This is a genomic window from Neisseria zoodegmatis (assembly GCF_900187305.1).
GTDB classification, from domain to species: Bacteria; Pseudomonadota; Gammaproteobacteria; order Burkholderiales; family Neisseriaceae; genus Neisseria; species Neisseria zoodegmatis.
Genome location: NZ_LT906434.1, coordinates 1,562,655 through 1,582,184 on the forward strand (window position 1 = coordinate 1,562,655; position 19,530 = coordinate 1,582,184).

At 53.2% G+C, this 19,530-nt stretch carries 19 protein-coding genes; 7 read left to right on the forward strand and 12 right to left on the reverse strand.

Annotated elements, in window-relative coordinates; genetic code table 11:
• Positions 1-106: 106 nt before the first annotated feature.
• The 4 genes from dapF (at position 107) to cysK (ending at position 3,267) form a co-directional block, all read left to right on the forward strand.
• On the forward strand, positions 107-955 hold the full coding sequence (gene dapF / locus CKV66_RS07330) for a diaminopimelate epimerase (protein ID WP_085362575.1): 849 nt from the start codon (positions 107-109) through the stop codon (positions 953-955).
• On the forward strand, positions 955-1,611 hold the full coding sequence (locus CKV66_RS07335) for a DUF484 family protein (RefSeq protein WP_085362574.1): 657 nt from the start codon (positions 955-957) through the stop codon (positions 1,609-1,611). The genes dapF and CKV66_RS07335 overlap by 1 nt, the downstream gene beginning before the upstream one ends.
• 1 nt (position 1,612) lies before the next feature.
• Entirely contained in the window at positions 1,613-2,218 is a 606-nt protein-coding gene (locus tag CKV66_RS07340) for a hypothetical protein (RefSeq protein WP_085362573.1), read from the forward strand.
• A gap of 116 nt (positions 2,219-2,334) precedes the next feature.
• On the forward strand, positions 2,335-3,267 hold the full coding sequence (cysK, locus tag CKV66_RS07345; protein WP_085362572.1) for a cysteine synthase A: 933 nt from the start codon (positions 2,335-2,337) through the stop codon (positions 3,265-3,267).
• A gap of 96 nt (positions 3,268-3,363) precedes the next feature.
• Here cysK and CKV66_RS07350 read toward each other — a convergent pair whose 3' ends face one another.
• From CKV66_RS07350 to CKV66_RS07360, 3 genes are all read right to left on the reverse strand, one after another.
• The gene (locus CKV66_RS07350; RefSeq protein ID WP_085362571.1) at positions 3,364-3,846 is read right to left on the reverse strand and encodes a GNAT family N-acetyltransferase; all 483 of its coding nucleotides are present in this window, start codon (positions 3,844-3,846) and stop codon (positions 3,364-3,366) included.
• Positions 3,847-4,037: 191 nt separating this feature from the next.
• The gene (gene recR, locus CKV66_RS07355; RefSeq protein ID WP_085362570.1) at positions 4,038-4,643 is read right to left on the reverse strand and encodes a recombination mediator RecR; all 606 of its coding nucleotides are present in this window, start codon (positions 4,641-4,643) and stop codon (positions 4,038-4,040) included.
• 115 nt (positions 4,644-4,758) lie between these two features.
• The gene (locus CKV66_RS07360) at positions 4,759-5,097 is read right to left on the reverse strand and encodes a P-II family nitrogen regulator (RefSeq protein WP_054598602.1); all 339 of its coding nucleotides are present in this window, start codon (positions 5,095-5,097) and stop codon (positions 4,759-4,761) included.
• Positions 5,098-5,355: 258 nt separating this feature from the next.
• Between CKV66_RS07360 and purL the strand changes: the two genes are divergently transcribed.
• Together purL and gloB are read left to right on the forward strand one after the other, a co-directional pair.
• On the forward strand, positions 5,356-9,237 hold the full coding sequence (purL, locus tag CKV66_RS07365) for a phosphoribosylformylglycinamidine synthase (RefSeq protein WP_085362569.1): 3,882 nt from the start codon (positions 5,356-5,358) through the stop codon (positions 9,235-9,237).
• A 123-nt stretch (positions 9,238-9,360) separates the two neighbouring features.
• Positions 9,361-10,110 carry a hydroxyacylglutathione hydrolase gene (gene gloB, locus CKV66_RS07370; protein ID WP_085362568.1) on the forward strand — a complete coding sequence of 250 codons (750 nt, stop codon included), beginning with the start codon at positions 9,361-9,363 and terminating at the stop codon, positions 10,108-10,110.
• 119 nt (positions 10,111-10,229) lie between these two features.
• On the opposite strand, the gene nhaA is transcribed toward gloB, so the two are convergent.
• The 7 genes from nhaA to ybaK all read right to left on the reverse strand — a co-directional run bounded on the left by nhaA (position 10,230) and on the right by ybaK (position 17,949).
• Positions 10,230-11,384 carry a Na+/H+ antiporter NhaA gene (nhaA, locus tag CKV66_RS07375; RefSeq protein ID WP_085362567.1) on the reverse strand — a complete coding sequence of 385 codons (1,155 nt, stop codon included), beginning with the start codon at positions 11,382-11,384 and terminating at the stop codon, positions 10,230-10,232.
• A gap of 150 nt (positions 11,385-11,534) precedes the next feature.
• Positions 11,535-12,596: a uroporphyrinogen decarboxylase gene (gene hemE, locus CKV66_RS07380; protein WP_085362566.1), complete on the reverse strand. Its 1,062-nt coding sequence runs from the start codon at positions 12,594-12,596 to the stop codon at positions 11,535-11,537.
• Positions 12,597-12,744: 148 nt separating this feature from the next.
• On the reverse strand, positions 12,745-13,971 hold the full coding sequence (locus CKV66_RS07385; RefSeq protein ID WP_085362565.1) for a heme biosynthesis HemY N-terminal domain-containing protein: 1,227 nt from the start codon (positions 13,969-13,971) through the stop codon (positions 12,745-12,747).
• The gene (locus CKV66_RS07390; protein ID WP_231990545.1) at positions 13,968-15,269 is read right to left on the reverse strand and encodes a uroporphyrinogen-III C-methyltransferase; all 1,302 of its coding nucleotides are present in this window, start codon (positions 15,267-15,269) and stop codon (positions 13,968-13,970) included. The genes CKV66_RS07385 and CKV66_RS07390 overlap by 4 nt, the downstream gene beginning before the upstream one ends.
• Before the next feature lie 239 nt (positions 15,270-15,508).
• Positions 15,509-16,240, reverse strand: coding sequence for a uroporphyrinogen-III synthase (locus tag CKV66_RS07395; RefSeq protein ID WP_085362563.1), 732 nt, complete (start codon positions 16,238-16,240; stop codon positions 15,509-15,511).
• Positions 16,241-16,357: 117 nt separating this feature from the next.
• Positions 16,358-17,383 carry a tRNA dihydrouridine(20/20a) synthase DusA gene (gene dusA / locus CKV66_RS07400; RefSeq protein WP_085362562.1) on the reverse strand — a complete coding sequence of 342 codons (1,026 nt, stop codon included), beginning with the start codon at positions 17,381-17,383 and terminating at the stop codon, positions 16,358-16,360.
• Between the two features lie 80 nt (positions 17,384-17,463).
• Complete coding sequence (ybaK, locus tag CKV66_RS07405; RefSeq protein WP_085362561.1) at positions 17,464-17,949, reverse strand: Cys-tRNA(Pro) deacylase; 486 nt, start codon at positions 17,947-17,949, stop codon at positions 17,464-17,466.
• 188 nt (positions 17,950-18,137) lie between these two features.
• Between ybaK and CKV66_RS07410 the strand changes: the two genes are divergently transcribed.
• Positions 18,138-18,494: a RidA family protein gene (locus CKV66_RS07410; RefSeq protein WP_085362560.1), complete on the forward strand. Its 357-nt coding sequence runs from the start codon at positions 18,138-18,140 to the stop codon at positions 18,492-18,494.
• Positions 18,495-18,550: 56 nt separating this feature from the next.
• Here the strand turns inward: CKV66_RS07410 and hisI are convergent, their stop codons facing one another.
• Complete coding sequence (gene hisI / locus CKV66_RS07415; RefSeq protein ID WP_085362559.1) at positions 18,551-18,949, reverse strand: phosphoribosyl-AMP cyclohydrolase; 399 nt, start codon at positions 18,947-18,949, stop codon at positions 18,551-18,553.
• 97 nt (positions 18,950-19,046) lie between these two features.
• Positions 19,047-19,511: a copper resistance protein NlpE gene (locus CKV66_RS07420; protein ID WP_085362558.1), complete on the reverse strand. Its 465-nt coding sequence runs from the start codon at positions 19,509-19,511 to the stop codon at positions 19,047-19,049.
• Positions 19,512-19,530 lie beyond the last annotated feature (19 nt).

Below are 19,530 nucleotides of genomic sequence, written 5' to 3' on the forward strand. Positions count from 1 at the left end.
TCGATATGGTGTAGAATCCGCATTATTTAATTTTTCAGACGGCCTTAATTCCAGCTACTCCGAGTGTCTTATTCTCTACATAATAAACGGCCGAAAAAGGAAGATCATGAAAAAGCTGAAGTTTACAAAAATGCACGGGTTGGGCAATGACTTTATGGTGGTTGACGGAATCAACCAGCAGCTCGACCTGAGCAGCGCGCCTTTGGCGAAATGGGCAGACCGCCATACCGGTGTGGGGTTTGACCAATTATTGTTGGTGGAAAAGCCGAGCTCTGATGCCGTAGATTTCCGCTACCGTATTTTCAATGCAGACGGTGGCGAAGTGGAGCAATGCGGCAATGGCGCGCGCTGTTTTGTTCGTTTCGTGGTGGACAAAGGCCTTACCGATAAAACGGAAATCGTGGTGGAAACCGCCCGCGGAATTATCTTGCCGCGCTTGGCGGAAAACGGTTTGGTTATGGTCAATATGGGCAAACCGCATTTCATGCCGTCTGAAATTCCGTTTATCCCCGCAGCAGGAGAAGCTGCCGATTCTTTAACCCACATTATCTTGCTCGGCTTGGAATCTGTGGCGGTAAGCTGCGTGAACATGGGCAATCCGCATGCGGTAATCGTGGTGGAAGATGTGGATACTGCTCCGGTTGAGGTATGGGGAGAGGCTGTGGAGTCGCACGAGCAATTCCCCGAGCGTGTGAATGTAGGTTTTATGCAGGTGGTCAATGATAAACATATCCGATTGAGAGTGTATGAACGCGGTACGGGTGAAACGCAAGCTTGCGGTACCGGCGCTTGTGCGGCGGTGGTAACCGGTATGCGTTTGGGTTTGCTCGCAGAGGGAGAAGAAGTGCGCGTGAGCTTGCCGGGTGGAGATTTACTGATTACTTGGCAACCCGGCGCCGATGTGATGATGACCGGCCCCGTTGAAACTGTATATGAAGGTGAGCTGCAATACTGATGAAAAAAGAAAACGTTTTGGATTTTTTAAGGGAGCATCCTGATTTTTTGGCAGAACACGCCGATGAGCTGGGCATACGTTTGCGCGATGATAAAGTGCGTTCGTTTGCCCAAGCCCAATTGACGGCTTCACGGCTGAAAATCGAAAAAATGGCCGGCCAACTGCAAACCATGTTGGCCGATTCGGAAGCCAACCGCCGTATTATGCTGCGCCAACTGGCTTTGGACGTGAAATTGCTGCAAGCCAATACGGTGGCGCAGTTGGTGCAGGCCTTATATCAATCTTTGGAAGACGATTTTGATATTCGCCGGTTTCGTTTGGTGTTGATTGCCAAACCGCAAAACAAAACGCGTATTCCTGAAAAGGTTTGCCTGCCTGCCGGAGCCGATAAGGTCAATATTGAAATTGCCGCTTTGGATGCGCCGGTTTTGGGCACCAAAATCAGCGCGGAAATGCGCGCACTGTTGCCGGATGACGGCATAGTGCTCGAAAGTTTTCTGCAACTGCCGATACCGATAGGCGGCAAAACCGGGGCAGTATTGTTGGCAGGCGATGAAGACGTGAACCGTTTTGCGGCCGATTTGGAAACAGAAACGGTGCGTTACATGGCGGATGCTATCGGCGCGGCTCTATCCCGCATGATGGGATACCGCTAACATGGCCGTCGGTTTTGATTTATGGGTATTGGCTGTTTACATTACCGTATTTATTGTTGCCGCTTTTAAGGCGGGTGAATTTCAATGGCTTTGGGCAAGTGTTTTGCTGTGGTTGGGTTTCAGCGTGATCGGCGCTCAACTGCTCCCGGGTATATTGGGCATTACTTATCTGGCGCCTTTGTATATTCCGCATTTTTACATCGCTTTGGCGAGCCTGTTTTTTTTCATCAACCACTGGAAAAAGCTGCCTGAAAAAGGTTGGTGGCAGGCGCAGGAAACCAACGGCTTTATCAGTTTGTTTGCCGTGAGCGGAATGCTGATGACCGCGGTGTTTTTGTTGTTGGCATTTTTGGTGTATCTCCGTTTTCCAACCGGCATCACGCCTTATGTGATGCCCGCCCTGCTGCAAATGTATGCGCTCAAACCTGCGTATTGGTTTGTTGCCCAAGCGTTGATTATGTTGATTTTCTATGTACACCGCAGTTTGATTTCAAAGGAGCCGGTTACGCGGTTTAGCGGCAAGCAGTTGCAGGCCGGTGTTTTGATGGCTTTTTTATTTCAGACGGCCTATGTATTCAATGAATTGCTGAATATCCGTTTCGGTTAGGTCTCGCCTTAACAACTAAAAGTTATAACCTAAGAAACATAAGATATTGGGCTTTCATATAATTTGAATATAGTATAAAAGTATCCGACATTTTGATTCATCAGGAGAGCAGAATTATGAATATTGCACGCAACATCACTGATTTAATCGGCAATACCCCGCTGGTAGAGCTGAACCGCCTCACAGAAGGCCTGCCCGGCCGCGTGGTTGCTAAACTAGAATTTTTCAACCCCGGCAGCAGCGTTAAAGACCGCATTGCCGCTTCCATGCTGGACGCTGCGGAAAAAGCAGGCAAAATCAATCAAAACACCACCATCATCGAGGCCACCAGCGGCAATACCGGTATCGGCTTGGCGATGGTTTGTGCCGCCCGCGGTTACAAATTGGTGATTACCATGCCGGAAAGCATGAGTAAAGAGCGTCGGATGTTGCTGCGTGCGTTTGGTGCGGAGTTGATTCTTACCCCCGCAGCGGAAGGTATGGGCGGCGCGATTGCCAAAGCTAAATCGCTGGTTGACGAAAATCCCGACACTTACTTCATGCCACGTCAGTTTGATAATGAAGCGAATCCCCAAGTTCACCGCGAAACCACCGCAGAAGAAATTTGGCGCGATACCGACGGCCAAGTCGATATTTTTGTGGCCGGCGTAGGCACCGGCGGCACGGTAACGGGTGTGGGCGAAGTTTTGAAAGCCCGCAAACCCGAAGTGCAGGTAGTTGCGGTAGAGCCTGAAGCCTCTCCGGTTCTCAGCGGCGGCGAAAAAGGCCCCCACCCTATTCAAGGTATCGGTGCAGGCTTTGTGCCCAGCATTTTAAATACTCAGGTTTACGACAGCATTATTAAAGCTTCTAACGAAGACGCTTTTACCACTGCGCGCGCTATGGCCGAGAAAGAAGGCATTTTGGTGGGCATTTCTTCTGGTGCGGCTGTTGCGGCTGCTTTGGAATTGGCCAAAAAACCTGAAAACGCAGGCAAGCTGATTGTGGTGCTGATTCCTTCTTACGGCGAGCGTTACCTTTCTACTCCATTGTTTGCTGATTTGGCTTAAGGTCAATCTTGCAAACATGTTAAAGGCCGTCTGAAAACGGCCTTTTTTTATATCTGTTTGAAATTTATATCTATACGTGTTGCGGCTTGTGTATGTTTAGAGATACTTTCTCATCAATTCGCATCGCACCGCCACTTCCCGGCTTAACGGCAAAACCGCTTCGCCCAGCGATTCGTATCCGTTGAGCTTATAAAATGCCACCGAATTTAACGACGCATAGAGTTTGATGAAACTCAAGCCCGCGTCGATGGCCAATTCTTCCGCCCGCTGCAACAAAGCCGTACCCAAGCCGTGATTGTGTACGAAGGGGTGAACATACAGGGCATCCAGCTGCGCTTCTTTGAAATCAAGCTGGAAAAAACCTTGAATATGGCCACGGTATTCCACCACCCATAAGGCTTTATTCGGATCGGCAATGGTATCCAGATAACCGGCAGGGCTGATCAGCTTGCTCCACACTTCCAATATTTTATTGTCGTAGCTGCGGGTGCAGGTGTATTGCACCGAATAGCGGTGGGCATTGTAAATGTGTTCGCAATCTTGGGCGGTGGCGGGGCGGAGTACGGTAATCAGGCTCATCGTCGTCTCTTGGTTTTCAGACGGCCTGTATGAGGATAGAGGCCGTCTGAAAAAAGAAAGAAAAAAGGGAAAATTTCATGCGGAAAATACGCGTTTTTTTGCCGGCTGTGAAGTTATTTATACCAAGCGTAACTTTTTCTCTATAAACGGATATTTTTTCAATTCAGACGGCATCTTCGGCTCGTGCCGCATCATTCTTTGAGCAAACGCCGTTCATAAACCGCCTGCGCCAAAGTGCCGGCATCTATGTATTCAAGCTCGCCGCCCAACGGAATGCCGCGCGCCAAACGGCTGACCTTATAAGAAAGGTTTTTAAACAGTTCCGACAGCACATAAGCCGTGGCATCACCTTCTGCGGTGAAATTGGTAGCAATGATGATTTCTTCCACTTCGCTGTTTTGCAGCCGCTCGACCAGTTTGTCTAAAGCGATATGGCTCAAATCCATGCCCTGCGCCGGATTAACCTGCCCCATCAGCACAAAATACAAGCCGTCGTGGCAGTTGGCCGCTTCCATGCCCGACACATCGGCAGGCATGTGTACAATCATCAGGCGGCGTGGGTCGCGTTCGGGGTCGGCGCAGATGTCGCACAACTCACCTTCGCAAAACGTATTGCAGCGCGCGCAATGATGCACCTGCTTCAACGCGTGTTGTAGCGCATCTGCCAATTCCTGCGCACCGTCGCGGCTGTGCTGCAATAATTGGTAAGCCATGCGCTGTGCAGATTTGGGGCCGACATTGGGCAGAATTTTCAGCGCGTTGATTAATCGGGTAAAAGCATCGGGATTTTTAGGCATTTTTCAGACGGCCTGTGGGATAGGGGCAAACAGCTCGGATTATATAGCACTTTAACTTAAAGGCCGTCTGAAAAACGGCCTTTGAAGTTTGATTCAACGGTTTTCAAGCAATCGCTCAAACCGCCGCATCCGACCGCTCGCCTGTGCGAATACGGATTGCCTCCTCAACCGGCAGAATAAAAATCTTGCCGTCGCCGATTTTGCCCGAACGCGCGGTTTCGATAATGGTTTCCACCGCCCGCTCCACATCGGCATCGCTCAATACCAACTCCACTTTCACTTTGGGCAGAAAATCCACCGCGTATTCCGCGCCGCGGTAAATTTCGGTGTGCCCTTTCTGGCGGCCGAAGCCTTTCACTTCGGTAACGGTCATGCCGGTAATGCCGATTTCGGTTAACGCTTCGCGCACGTCGTCAAGCTTGAACGGCTTGATGATGGCCTCGATTTTTTTCATGGTTTTCTCGCTTTGAAAAGGGTTCAGACGGCCTGTTTTTAACATAAAGCACAGCAAGGTTCAATGGGCTGTTCAGGCCGTCTGAAAAGGAAAATCCGGCCAATCAAACGGGTTTTTAATACAAGCCAGCGAACCGCAGACAGTACGGCTAATACGGCTGGCACATTAAAAATTAATTCGGTTGATTGCAGCCGAGCAGACCATACTGATTTTGTGTACAATTACGCCCATTTCCAACCGCATGTGTGAGCTAGATTCATGTCCGTCGTATTGCCCTTGCGCGGCGTTGCCGCCCTGTCTGATTTCCGCATCGAAAAACTCCTGCAAAAAGCTGTGGCCTCCGGCCTGCCGAAAGCAGAATTAAGCAGCGAATTTTGGTATTTTGTGAGCAGCGAATCCGCGCTGAACAACGAAACCGCAACGAAATTGCAGGCTTTGTTGGAAGCTGAACGTGTCGAAAAAACACCCGAAGCCGAAAACAGCCTGCATTTGTTTTTAATCACCCCGCGCATCGGCACCATTTCGCCGTGGGCATCGAAAGCCACCGACATCGCACACAACTGCGGCTTGGGCGAAATCGAACGCATCGAGCGCGGCATGGCGGTGTGGGTGAAAGGCGAACTGAACGCCGGGCAAAAACAGCAATGGGCTGCCCTCTTGCACGACCGCATGACCGAAAGCGTGCTGCTTGATTTTCAGACGGCCTCGCAGCTCTTCGCCCACCCCGAAGCGCAAACTTTTGCCACCGTTGATGTTTTAGGCAAAGGCAAAGACGCTTTGATACAAGCCAACAGCGAACTGGGTTTGGCATTGTCGCCCGACGAAATCGACTACCTGCTGGAAAACTACCAAGCCTTGCAGCGCAACCCAAGCGATGTCGAACTGATGATGTTCGCACAGGCCAACTCCGAACACTGCCGCCACAAAATCTTCAATGCCGACTTCATTTTAAACGGCGAAAAACAGCCCAAATCGCTGTTCGGCATGATTCGCGACACCCACAACGCCCACCCCGAAGGCACGATTGTGGCCTATAAAGACAACGCCTCCATCATCGAAGGCGCGAAAATCGAGCGTTTCTACCCGCGTGCGGACGAGCAGCAAGGCTACCGCTTCAGCGAAGAAGAAACGCATATTTTGATGAAAGTGGAAACCCACAACCATCCCACCGCCATCGCGCCTTTTGCAGGCGCGGCCACCGGTGCGGGCGGCGAAATCCGCGACGAAGGTGCCACCGGGCGCGGCGCGCGCCCGAAAGCAGGTTTAACCGGCTTTACCGTATCCAACCTCAATATTCCCGGCTTCAAACAACCGTGGGAAGGCGGCTACGGCAAGCCCGACCACATCAGCAGCCCGCTCGACATCATGATCGAAGGCCCCGTTGGCGGCGCGGCGTTCAACAACGAATTCGGCCGCCCCAACCTGTTGGGCTATTTCCGAACCTTTGAAGAAGAATTTGAAGGGCAAATGCGCGGCTACCACAAACCCATCATGATTGCCGGAGGCTTGGGCAACATTCAGGCAGGCCAAACCCATAAAGACCAAATCCCCGAAGGCGCGCTTTTGGTGCAACTCGGCGGCCCCGGCATGCTCATCGGTTTGGGTGGCGGTGCGGCTTCGTCTATGGATACCGGCAGCAACGCCGCCGATTTGGACTTCAACTCGGTACAGCGCGGCAACCCCGAAATCGAACGCCGCGCACAGGAAGTGATCGACCGCTGCTGGCAGTTGGGCGCAGGCAATCCGATTATCGCCATTCACGATGTCGGTGCAGGCGGCTTGTCGAACGCCTTTCCCGAATTGGTCAACGATGCAGGCCGCGGCGCAATATTCAAACTGCGCGACGTGCCGTTGGAAGAACACGGCCTAAGCCCGATGCAGATTTGGTGTAACGAAGCGCAAGAGCGTTATGTGTTGTCGATTTTGCCCGAACACTTAGACTTGTTCCGCGAAATCTGCGAGCGCGAACGCTGCCCGTTTGCCGTGGTCGGCACCGCCACCGACGACGGCCATCTGCAAGTGCGCGACGATTTGTACGGCAACAACCCCGTCGATTTGCCGCTGAACGTTTTGCTCGGCAAACCGCCCAAAACCACCCGCAGCGACAACACCGTAAGGCCGTCTGAAAAACCGTTTTCAGGTAGCCATATCGACTTGAAAGAAGCCGCCTACCGCGTGTTGCGCCTGCCCACCGTGGCCGCCAAAAACTTCCTGATTACCATCGGCGACCGCAGCGTCGGCGGCATGACCCACCGCGACCAAATGGTAGGGCGTTACCAAACCCCCGTAGCCGATGCCGCCGTCACCATGATGGGCTTCAACACCTACAAAGGCGAAACCATGGCCATGGGCGAAAAACCGACCGTCGCCCTCTTTGATGCGCCCGCTTCCGGCCGCATGGCCATCGGCGAAACGCTGACCAACCTCGCCGGCGTGAATATCGGCGACATCGGCAACATCAAACTTTCCGCCAACTGGATGGCCGCCTGCGGCAACACCGGTGAAGACGAAAAACTCTACCGCACCGTCGAAGCCGTGTCGCAAGCCTGTCAGGAACTGGGCATCAGCATTCCCGTGGGAAAAGATTCGCTGTCGATGAAAACCGTGTGGAAAGACAACGGCGCGCAAAAATCGGTAACTTCGCCGTTGAGCCTGATTATTACCGGCTTCGCACCGGTGCAGGACGTGCGCAAAACCGTTACGCCCAAATTGAAAAACACGGCAGACAGCATATTGCTGACCGTGGACTTGGGCTTCGGCAAAGCACGCATGGGCGGCTCGGCCTTAAGCCAAGTGTATAACGATATGGCAGGCGAAGCGCCGGATATCGAAGCAGGCCGTCTGAAAGCGTTTTACCAAGTGATTCAGCAGCTTGTGGCCGAAGATAAACTTTTGGCTTATCATGACCGCAGCGACGGCGGCCTGTTTGCTACGTTGGCGGAAATGGCATTTGCGGCACGTTGCGGCTTGGATGTACGGCTACCTGAAAACGCAGACGCACTCTCCGTACTGTTTAACGAGGAATTAGGCGCAGTGCTGCAAGTGCGCCGAGCCGATGTCGAAGCGATACAGCAAGCCTTTTCCGCCGCAGATTTGCTGGATGCGGTGTCCGAAATCGCCGTACCGAACAATACCGACATTCTGCACATCTCCAAAGATGGCGAAGTGATTTTCGACGAAAGCCGTCTGAAATTACAGCAAACCTGGCAAGAAACCAGCCATCAAATCCAACGCCTGCGCGACAACCCCGAATGTGCCGACAGCGAATTTGCCCTGTTGGCAGACAACCAACGCAGCGCGCTGTTTGCCGACCTGAAATTCGACCTTAAAGAAGACATCGCCGCGCCGTTTATCGTAAGCGGTGCCAAGCCGAAAATCGCCGTGTTGCGCGAACAAGGCGTGAACGGACAGGTGGAAATGGCCGCCGCCTTTACCCGCGCCGGCTTCGACGCTTACGACGTACACATGAGCGACTTGATGGCAGGCCGTGTGAAACTCGCCGACTTCCAAATGCTCACCGCGTGCGGCGGTTTCAGCTACGGCGACGTATTGGGTGCGGGCGCAGGCTGGGCGAAATCCATCCTGTTCCACCCCGAACTGCGCGACCAGTTCAGCGCCTTCTTCGAGCGCGGCGACACGCTCACTTTGGGTGTGTGCAACGGCTGCCAAATGGTGAGCAACTTGGCGGAAATCATCCCCGGCACGCAAGGCTGGCCGAAGTTCAAACGCAACCGAAGCGAACAGTTTGAAGCCCGCCTGAGCATGGTCAACGTGCCCAAATCGCCCTCGCTGATTCTGGCCGAAATGCAAGGCAGCCATCTCCCCGTAGTCGTGAGCCACGGCGAAGGCCGCGCCGATTTCGCCCATATCGGCGGCAAAATTTCAGACGGCCTCAACATCGCCCTGCAATATGTGGACGGCTTGGGCGCAGTTACCCAAACCTACCCGCTCAACCCCAACGGCTCGCCCCAAGGCATCGCAGGCGTCACCAACGCCGACGGCCGCGTCACCATCATGATGCCGCACCCCGAGCGCGTGTATCGCACCGCCCAAATGAGCTGGCACCCCGACGATTGGCAAGACAGCGAACTTTCCGGCTGGTACAGAATGTTTGCCGGCGCGCGCAAGGCTTTGGGTTAAGCAGAGCAAACAAACAAGGCCGTCTGAAATTTTCAGACGGCCTTGTTTCATGCCAACACCTTCGATATGCTTGTATAAAACCAAGTGCCGTTCAAACCCATATATTTCAGGAACCTAAACCCAATGAATATCCACCCTATCCCCGCTTTTTCCGATAACTATATCTGGCTTATTGAACATCAGGGAGAAGCTGTGTGCGTTGATCCCGGCGAAGCCGATGCTGTGATAGCCTACCTCAAACAGCACCGCCTTTCGCTCTCTCAAATCTGGATTACCCATCATCACAACGACCACACCGGCGGCATTGCTGCGTTGAAGCAGGCGTTTCCCGAGTGCACGGTTTACGGCAATCTTGATATTCCGACTGCCGACATAAACGTCGATGAAGGCGCCAAACTAAGCTTCGGCGGCAACACGGTTGAAGTATGGGCGACGCCCGGGCACACCGGCACCCATCTCGGCTATGTGCTGCATTTTTCAGACGGCCTTCATGTGTTTTGCGGAGACACTTTATTTTCAGCAGGCTGCGGCCGTGTCTTCACCGGCACCGCGGCGCAACTTTTTGCTTCTCTGCAACGGTACAAAAGCCTGCCTGACGAAACACTGTTTTATCCGGCACACGAATACACGGCTGCAAACTTGCGCTTTGCCGCCCACATCGAACCGGATAATGCCCATATTCAGACGGCACTTGAGGAAGCCCGCAATATTCCCACGCTGCCGGTGAGCCTTGCTCGGGAACGGAATATCAATCCTTTTTTACGAACCGACCTCTGCGAAATAGCCGCGCGGGTTCGTACTCTCAGCGGAATAAACAGTGAAGATGAAGTTGAGATATTCGCTGCAATGAGGGAATTGAAAAACCATTTTTGATGTTGGCAATCGCGTTTGCGGTTGATGGGTTTTATTGCCAAAACATGAGTTTCGTAAACAGCTTCACTTTAGCATTGAGGCCGTCTGAAAAAGTTTTCAGACGGCCTCAATAACACGATTTAATACTTGATTTTAATTCTCTCAAACGGTGCGAATTTCAACACGAGATAACCCGAAACGCCCGCAAACAGCGAGCCTAAAAACACACCTACTTTGCTGTAATCCTGTATGGCGGGGTCAACAAACGCCAGCAGGCTGATAAACAGGCTCATGGTAAAACCGATGCCGCACAACAGCGCCACGCCATACACCTGCAACCAGCTTGCCCCTTCCGGCAGTTGGGTCCAGCCGAGTTTCACCGTTACCCAAACCACGCCGAAAATGCCCAACTGTTTACCCAAAAACAAACCGGCAAAAATGCCTACTACCACGGGGTTGAAAAGTACCGAGCTGTCCAAGCCCGCAAAAGATACGCCTGCATTGGCAAAGCCGAACACCGGCACCACGAAAAACGCCACCGGATTTTCCAAAGCGTGCTCCCACTTGAGCAGCGGCGCTTCCTGAATAGAATCCTGCACCCGCAGAGGAATGGCAAAAGCCAGCAACACGCCCGCAAGCGTGGCATGGAGACCGGATTTCAAAACGAAAAACCACAGCAACAAGCCCAACAGCAGATACGGAAGGCTTTTCAATATGCCTTTTTTATTCAAGGAAAACAGAGCGACCAAAGTTGCGGCGGCCAAAGCCAGATAAACGAAACTGATGCTGCTGCTGTAAAACAGGGCAATAATCACAATAACGGCCAAGTCGTCCATAATCGCCAGCGCCGTCAGAAAAATTTTCAAAGACACCGGCACGCGGCTGCCCAACAAGGCCAACACGCCCAGCGCAAAAGCGATATCGGTGGCGGCGGGCACGGCCCAACCTTTCAATGTTTCGGGGTTGCCGCTGTTAAACAAAACATAAAACAGCGCGGGCATCATCAAACCGCCCAACGCGGCCAAGCCGGGCAATATCCGCTTGGCGTTGGTATTCAATTCGCCCTGCAACAATTCGCGTTTCACTTCCAAGCCGACAAACAGGAAAAACACTGCCATCAAACCGTCGTTAATCCAATGCGAAATGCTCAAGCCGGCAACATAAGCGCCGAGCATGCTGAAATAATGTTCCGAAGCGGGCGAATTCGCCACGATGATGCCGAGCACCGCCGCAATCATCAATACGATACCTGCCGCGGGTTCCGAACTGAAAAAATGAGTTAATTTATCCTTCACTAACCTTCCTTTCTCTTAAAAGTCTGTTGATGGGTTGACTACTGAATACAAACCTACTGCGGGAACAGATGCGCCCAACAGTAGGTTTTTCTCTCAAAGGCCGTCTGAAAACAGTTTTTCAGACGGCCTCAATGCTATTTCAAACGCGGATTAACGGTGATACTGTCGAGACAATTCGTGCACCGTGTCCACCAGCAATTTAGCGTGTTCGGGGTCGGCATGTTGGTTGATGCCGTGGCCGAGGTTGAACACATGGCCGCTGCCGTTACCGTATGCTTCCAGAATGCGGGCGGCTTCGGCACGGATGCTCTCCGGCGTGCCGAACAGGGCGAACGGGTCGAAATTGCCTTGCAGCGCCACTTTATCCCCTACGCGCTTGCGGGCTTCGCCGATGTTGCACGTCCAATCCAAGCCGAGGGCGTCGGCACCGGTGTCGGCCATTTTTTCCAGCCACAAACCGCCGCCTTTGGTAAACACAATTACCGGCACGCGGCGGCCTTCGCTTTCGCGTTTCAAACCGCCGACAATCTGCTTCATATAATGCAGGCTGAATGCTTCAAACGCCGCATCGCTCAACACGCCGCCCCATGTATCGAAAATCTGCACCGCCTGCGCACCCGCATCGATTTGCGCATTTAAATATGCGGTTACGGCTTGGGCGTTGACATCCAAAATCTTGTGCAGCAAGTCGGGGCGCGAATACATCATGGTTTTGATGGTGCGGAATTCCTTGCTGCTGCCGCCTTCCACCATATAGCAGGCGAGCGTGAACGGGCTGCCGGAAAAACCGATTAAAGGCACGCGGCCGTCTAAGGCTTGGCGGATAGACGTAACGGCATCAAACACATATTGCAGCTTGCCCATGTCCGGCACTTCCAGCTTGGCGATGTCGGCTTCATGCTGCAAAGCACGCTCGAATTTTGGGCCTTCGCCTTCGGCAAAATACAAGCCCAAACCCATCGCATCGGGCACGGTTAAGATGTCGGAAAACAGAATTGCCGCGTCCAAATCGAAACGTTCCAGCGGCTGAATGGTCACTTCGGTGGCCAGCTCAGTGTTTTTGCACAAATCTAGAAAACTGCCTGCGCGGGCGCGGGTGGCTTTGTATTCGGGCAGATAGCGGCCTGCTTGGCGCATCATCCAAATTGGTGTGTATTCAACGGGTTGCTTAAGCAAGGCACGCAAAAAGGTGTCGTTTTTCAAAGGAGTCATTTTATTTTCTCGTGAAATTTTGCAGTGATTACGGCTGTAAACGTGAACTTGTATTCAAAACATCAACAGCCGGCTGTTATTTTAAGAGGCCGTCTGAAAGACTGTTTTTTCAGACGGCCTCTTCATTGAAGCGGATAAGAAAACGCGTTTAACGGCTTTCTACGGGCAGCAGGTTTTCGCCTTCATCGCGCGCAACGGCTTCCAAAACCAGTTTGCGCTGCAATTCGGCTTTCTGCGGCTGCTCGGTTTCTTCAAACACTTTGGCCAAAGCCAAACGTGCAGGCACTTCGGGGTTGAGGGCGATGCTGGCTTCCAAATAGCCTTGCGCTTTGCCCCACAGTTTTTTGTCGTAAGCAAGCTGGCCCAAATACATCAACAAAACGGCATTGTCGGGATGGGTTTTCAGCCAAGCGTCGGCAGTATCAATTGCCTTGCGCTGCTCTTTGTCGCTCAAAAAGCGCACGCTTTCCACGAAAGGCTCCAGCAGTTCGAGTTGGCGGGTTTTCGGATAATATTCTTCCACCCACTTCACCGCCTGCTGATACAAGCCCAAACGCTGATATTTTTCGGCGATGACTACGCACAATTCTCCTGCTTTCAAATGCTCGGGAATGCGTTTCAAGCAGGCTTTCAAGCCGCCCGCGTCGGAAACCAAGGCCAGCAAACGGCGGTAAGCCCAGTTGTGGTATTGGTCGGATTCGTAATCGCTGATGGCGCCCGCTTTCACCAGCTTTTCAGACTTATCCAACACATCAAGTGCATTGCCTTTGTCGAAAGCGTAGCGAAGCTGCAAACGCACCAAGCGCGTTAAGGTCGGATTGATTTGGGTAGAGGCGGCAAGATGGTTTTCTGCGGCCGTGTAGTCGCGGCGGGTAAGTGCCGATTCTGCCAGCAGCAAATGGCGCGAAAGCTGCTGTTTGGCAGGTAAGGCTTGGATGTCGGTCAGATAGCGGTCGCGCAAGGCCATGTCGTCCATCTGGTCGGCGGCGTGTGCGCCCAGCATCAAGGCCAATGTGCGGTTGTCGCCCGCTTCTTTATTGGCCAATACCTTAGCCGCTTCCTGTTCGGCTTTTTGAAACTTGCCTTCAAAAAACGCCAATCCGGCATTGTTCAGCGCCAAAGAAGCTTGGCGGCCTTTACGTGCCGTGCCAAAACGTTGGATGCGGCCGGGCACGTTGAGAATGCCGGCAATCAGGCGCACCAGCAGATACAGTACGATCACCAGCGCAATCAAGCCGATAATAAATGCGTGCAGGTTAACGCGCATCATGGTTTGCTCAACCACCACATACACGTTGCCGCTGTAAGAACCCGCCGCAATCGCCAAGCCGACGGCAACGGCGAATAAAACGATAATCCAGATTAAGCCTCTCATGCCCGCTCCCCTTTCACCGCCGGAGACGAAGCCGGTTTGTTTTCACGCGGTACTGTAGAAGGTTTTACGTTTTTCGGCGCATCTTCTTTTTTCGGGCTTAACGTTGAGGGAGAAGACGGAACGACAACGGGGGCAGAAGCCGCTTCTTCTTTTTTCTCTGCGGAATCCGATGCCGCCGGAGCAGAAGCTGAAGCTTCAGGCGCAACGGCGGGCGCGGAAGCCGCTTCGGGCAGCGTAGAAGGACGGCTCGGGCGCACGACTTCCTGATAATTGCGCACGGCGTTTAAGCTGTTTTTCAACACGTCGTCGGATACGGAACGCAAATCCAAAGCTTTCAATTCGCCCAGCTCGCGCAACCAAGATTGTGTGGCCGGAGAAGCGGTATCGAAATACTGTTTGACGGCGGTTTCGGCATTGTTCAAATCGTTCAGATACACTTCGCCGTTGTGTTGAAGCAAGGCGGTGCGAGCATCCAAAAGGCGCAATCTCAGGTTTTCACGCACGAAATACACTTGCTCAGGGGCAATCAGCATGGCGTCGTTGTTGTCCAAGCGGCGCACTTCGACCATGCCTTTCAATGCGGCGAGGGTTTTCTGCCAAGCGTTTTCCCACCAAGAAAGGTTGGCGGCGGGCGCGGCTGCCGGTTGGGCGGTTTGACCCGGTTTGAGCGCGCCGTCCACCATCAGCGGCAAGCCGGCAACAGCGGTTTCCAAGCGGTCAAGGCGCAGGGATACGGCGGAAACGTCAAGATAAGGGCGGTTTTTCAAAGCGGTTAAATCGGCGCTCACGGCTTGCTTGATCGGCAGCAGCTCGGGATGGTCGAAACGGCTTAGGCGGCTTTCGATATTTTCCAGCACGTTAACCGCGGCGGGCACATTGCCGGTAAGCAGTAATTGCTGCGAACCCATATTGAGCATGGTTTCGGTTTCGTCCACCAGCCAATCGGCGCGGCCTTTGAGCAATTCTTGATAGGCTTTGTTGGCCGCGGCGATTTTATCGGCATTTTGTTTTTGGTTGCCGACAATTTGGTCTAGTACGTTTTGGTTGTTGTTTTGTTTACGCAAAATTTCTTGCAGCAGCGCGGCGTTTTGCGATTCGCCCAATGCGGCTTTGTCGATTTTTTGGTTGAAATCCATTTCTTGCGTTTTGAGCAGGTTTTGCCCCTGCACAAACAAAAAGCCGCCCGCGCCCAAAGCCAACAGTGAAAAAGCCAGCGCCACAACGGCTACCGCCCGGCCTGATGATTGTTTCACCACCACCGGAGTGACTAGGGGTTGGGTATTTTTGGAGTCAGACATAAGATTTCCTGCGGGTTCGGGATTATTCGGTGCCGCTGCGGCAAAGCCTGTTTTCGGTTCGGACGGCTTTTCTGCCGCAGAGGCTGTTTCTTTTTCGGATGATTTCGGCGTGGTATTTTCGGATACGGTTTCAGACGGCCTCACCGTGCCGTCTTTCGATACCACCAAGAGTTGTTTGGACTGCCCGCTTTGCTGGGTGTCGGGTAATTCGTTTTCGGGGGTGTTTCCGTTGGATTCGCTCATTCGTCGCTCCGTGTAACACATTCGTCTGTGCGCCCGATCATGCGGATATGGCGGGCGCCTGCTTTGCGTAAGGCTTCGGCAATACGCGGATGATGGGTGAAGTATAGCAAGGTTCGCAGCGGTTGGGCGAATCTATCGGGTACTTGCCGGAACAATAAATCCACCATTTCGGCAGAGGTAATATAGGCGGCTTGCGGCTCTACGGTTTCCCATACCGACCAATCGGGCGGGTAAGGCCGTCTGAAATAGGCTTCGGCCAGCCTGACCTGAAAACCGCGCTGAATCAAAGCGTTTCTTAAAAAATCGCGCCCGCCGTGGCCGCGCACAATCAGGATTTCGGCACCGGGTTTGAGTGTGTTCCACACGGGCAGAGCCAGCACGGCTTCGCTGTCGTTGCCCTCTTCGGGGCAGATGATGTTGTGAGGGTAAAACTTTGCTAAGGCTTTGCGGCTGCCCTGCCCTACGGTGATTTGGATGGGAAGGCCGTCTGAAAAATCAATGTGCGGCGCGGCGGTTTCGACGGCGCTGGGGCTGACCCAGAAAACGGCATCCGCGTTGTGAAACTGCCGGTTGAGATGCCGCAAGGCTTCGTGATCCGGCTCAATCTGCATCGGGCTGAACGGCACGGCACGCCAACCTTGCGCTTCAAGTGTGGCCGCATCCGCCGAGGCTTGCGAGGGGGGGCGGACAATCAAAATGGCTGGACGGTGTTCAGACGGCCTGTTCATGCTGTTTCCTGTTTCGTTTCGGTTTTTATTCAACAATCAAAGCATGTGTTGAAAAACGCATTACGGGCGTTTCAGACGGCCTTCAGTGTAGATTCCTATACATGGCAGTCTGAACACTCACAACGGCCCATCGGCTTCGTAAGGCAAGCCGTTTGCTTCGGCCACTTCTTTCCAAGCCTGCAAAATCAGGCTGCCGTCGTTGTCTTTCAATAAAGCGGCATCCGACAGCATCCGCCGCCATACGCGCGCTTTGTTTAAGCCGTGCATCAAGCCTAAATAATGGCGGACGGTGTGCCGCAATAAAGCGCCTCCGCCGGCCTGAACGCGGTCGCGGCTGTATCGATACAGGCGGTGCACCAAATCGGCGTATTCGATGGGCGCTTCGTGGCTGCCGTAAAACAGCGCATCCCAATCGCGCATAATCATGGGGTTGTGGTACGCCTCGCGCCCGACCATCACGCCGTCCACATGCTGTAAGTGGGCGGCAATCTGTTCGTTGGTGGTGATGCCGCCGTTGATGATGATTTCCAAATCGGGAAAATCGCGCTTGAGTTGGTACACATATTCGTATTTCAACGGCGGCACTTCGCGGTTTTCTTTCGGCGACAAGCCGTCCAGCCAAGCGTTGCGCGCATGGACGATAAACGTGGTGCACGCGGTTTTCTGCGACAGCGTGCCGACAAAATCCCGCACGGTGCTGTATTCGGTTTGGCGGTCGACGCCGATGCGGTGCTTAACCGTAACGGGAATCTGCACCGCATCCTGCATGGCTTTGATGCAGTCGGCCACCAGCTCTACTTCGTTCATCAAACACGCGCCGAATGCACCTTTTTGCACCCGCGGGCTGGGGCAGCCGCAGTTGAGGTTGATTTCATTGTAGCCGTAGTTTTCGCCTGCTTTGGCGGCTTTGGCCAAATCGGCCGGTTCGCTGCCGCCAAGCTGCAAGGCCACCGGCTGCTCGCCTTCGTTAAACTTCAAAAAACGGTCTTGATCGCCGTGAATAATCGCGCCGGCATTGATCATTTCACTATACAGCCAAGTATAACGAGTGATTTGGCGGGCAAGGTAACGATAGTGAGTATCCGTCCAATCGAGCATGGGCGCCACGGAAAGGCGGCGCGGCGGTAAAGAAGCAGAAGTCATGAAAACGCATCACATTTAAAAATCCGAAGCCGTGCATTATAAAGCTTTTGGCCTGCTTTCGTGCAAAACAGGCCGCTCGCTCAGCTTCCGGTGGCAACGTTGACATCTTGCGCGTTCAAAGTATCTAAAGCCTGTGGCGCGACGGCAACCAGAAAACCGCGTTTGCCGCCGTTGATGTAGATAAGGTCTAAATCGCGTATCGTGCGCTCTACATACACCGGCAATGCGGTTTTGGTGCCAAAAGGGCTGGTGCCGCCGACTAAATAACCCGTCCATTTATTGGCCTGCTTCGGGTCGGCCGGTTCGATATGTTTCATGCCCAATTCGCGGGCGAGATTGCGGGTGGAAATCTGCTTGTCGCCGTGCATCAGCACAATCATGCCCTGTTTATGCTCGTTTTGCAGCACGATGGTTTTCACCACTTGATGCTCCGGCACGCCCAAACATTCCGCCGAGTGCGCCGTGCCTCCGTGTTCGACATAGGGATAAAGATGCGGTGTAAAAGGAATATTGTGACCGCGCAGAAAGCGGACGGCAGTCGTGATGGGGTAATCGGTTTTGCTCATAAGGCCGTCTGAAAAAATCGTATAGAAAAATCGCCGAACCTAAACCGCTTCAATCGGCTATCGACACGCTTGACGGCGGTTAGAATATGTTGCCGGCTATGTTACCATAAGCGCCTCGACCGACACGCAGTATCTGCCTTTCGGACATTTTCAACACCGGTTTTCCTCCACGCAAAAAGGACAGCAACATGACCATCCAATACTTCGGCCAAACGCCCCGCCTTTCAGAAGCCACCGTCGCCAACGGTTTCGTTTTCCTCTCAGGCATGGTGCCGGAACGTACCGATGTCGGCGTAACCGAACAAACCCGCGACGTGCTGGCGCAAATTGACAAATGGCTGGCCGAATGCGGTTCCGATAAAAAACACATTTTGGAAGCCACTATTTTTCTGCCAAACTTATCCCACTACGCTGCCATGAACGAAGCTTGGGACGAATGGGTAGCCCCCGGCCACGCCCCTGCCCGCGCTTGTGTAGAAGCGAAACTGGCTAATCCCGACTGGGCTGTGGAAATCAAAGTTTCAGCCGTGCAGATTCGGAAATAATTTAGGTATGGATAGATGAATCTAGGCCGTCTGAAAAGGTTTTCAGACGGCCTCAATCAACCGTGCGTATGCCCGTAAATCTCTTTTTCGTCTTTCAATACCGCATCCACAATCTGCCACGCTCCATCGCGCCACACGCGGTAGAAGCAGCTTTCGCGGCCGGTATGGCAAGCAATGCCGCCGGCTTGGTCTATCAGCATAATCACCGCATCGCCGTCGCAATCCAAACGCAGCTCGTGCACTTTTTGCGTATGCCCCGACTCTTCGCCTTTCATCCATTGCTTTTGGCGCGAACGGCTGTAATAGTGGGCATAACCCGTTTCGGCGGTTTTTTGCAGCGCTTCGGCGTTCATCCAAGCCACCATCAGCACGCGCAGGGTTTCCGCGTCTTGTGCGATGGCGCAAACTAAGCCTTTTTCATCGAATTTAACGGCATCCAGCAGTGGGTTCGGCATGTTTGTTACTCCTTGTTTTCAGACAGCCTTGTTGTTGCAGGCTTTCTTATACGACATTTTTAAGGTTGGTGATTTTATCTTATATCTAACTGGCTGCTTACAGCCCCGGCACAAAACTGCCGGTTTTTGCCAAACCGCAGATTTTCCCTTTGCCGTTGGGATAGGCTTTGCCGTCGTTGCCGCGCATTTGCAGGCCTTTTTCGTGAGCGAAAAACACCATATTGTCGCCCGCCGCATCCAATTGCAGCAGGCCGTCGTCGCGCCAATGGAAGGTGCCGCGTTTTTCAGACGGCAATACGCCGGCCACCCTGCCGACATGTCGGGTAGTCAGGCTGTAATGCAGATTATCGCGCAAAACGATGGTGGCTTCGATGTAATCGCAGTCGGCGCAAGGCAGTTCGCCGCGATAGATGCCGACCCAAGAAGCCGAATCTTTGGCGGCAACTGCGGATAAAACTTCGCGTTCGGCTTGGGATTGGCTGCTGCTTTCGGGCGCACAGGCCGTCTGAAATAAGGCTGAGGCAAGCAGAATGTAGCGGTAGGATTTTGCGGGCATGTTCATGAATTTACCTTTTGAAATC

Coding starts and splice junctions, on each gene's coding strand:
- dapF (WP_085362575.1), top strand. CDS start 107: ATGAAAAAGCTGAAGTTTACAAAAATGCACGGGTTGGGCAATGACTTT.
- CKV66_RS07335 (WP_085362574.1), top strand. CDS start 955: ATGAAAAAAGAAAACGTTTTGGATTTTTTAAGGGAGCATCCTGATTTT.
- CKV66_RS07340 (WP_085362573.1), top strand. CDS start 1,613: ATGGCCGTCGGTTTTGATTTATGGGTATTGGCTGTTTACATTACCGTA.
- cysK (WP_085362572.1), top strand. CDS start 2,335: ATGAATATTGCACGCAACATCACTGATTTAATCGGCAATACCCCGCTG.
- CKV66_RS07350 (WP_085362571.1), bottom strand. CDS start 3,846: ATGAGCCTGATTACCGTACTCCGCCCCGCCACCGCCCAAGATTGCGAA.
- recR (WP_085362570.1), bottom strand. CDS start 4,643: ATGCCTAAAAATCCCGATGCTTTTACCCGATTAATCAACGCGCTGAAA.
- CKV66_RS07360 (WP_054598602.1), bottom strand. CDS start 5,097: ATGAAAAAAATCGAGGCCATCATCAAGCCGTTCAAGCTTGACGACGTG.
- purL (WP_085362569.1), top strand. CDS start 5,356: ATGTCCGTCGTATTGCCCTTGCGCGGCGTTGCCGCCCTGTCTGATTTC.
- gloB (WP_085362568.1), top strand. CDS start 9,361: ATGAATATCCACCCTATCCCCGCTTTTTCCGATAACTATATCTGGCTT.
- hemE (WP_085362566.1), bottom strand. CDS start 12,596: ATGACTCCTTTGAAAAACGACACCTTTTTGCGTGCCTTGCTTAAGCAA.
- CKV66_RS07385 (WP_085362565.1), bottom strand. CDS start 13,971: ATGAGAGGCTTAATCTGGATTATCGTTTTATTCGCCGTTGCCGTCGGC.
- CKV66_RS07390 (WP_231990545.1), bottom strand. CDS start 15,269: ATGTCTGACTCCAAAAATACCCAACCCCTAGTCACTCCGGTGGTGGTG.
- CKV66_RS07395 (WP_085362563.1), bottom strand. CDS start 16,240: ATGAACAGGCCGTCTGAACACCGTCCAGCCATTTTGATTGTCCGCCCC.
- dusA (WP_085362562.1), bottom strand. CDS start 17,383: ATGACTTCTGCTTCTTTACCGCCGCGCCGCCTTTCCGTGGCGCCCATG.
- ybaK (WP_085362561.1), bottom strand. CDS start 17,949: ATGAGCAAAACCGATTACCCCATCACGACTGCCGTCCGCTTTCTGCGC.
- CKV66_RS07410 (WP_085362560.1), top strand. CDS start 18,138: ATGACCATCCAATACTTCGGCCAAACGCCCCGCCTTTCAGAAGCCACC.
- hisI (WP_085362559.1), bottom strand. CDS start 18,949: ATGCCGAACCCACTGCTGGATGCCGTTAAATTCGATGAAAAAGGCTTA.
- CKV66_RS07420 (WP_085362558.1), bottom strand. CDS start 19,511: ATGAACATGCCCGCAAAATCCTACCGCTACATTCTGCTTGCCTCAGCC.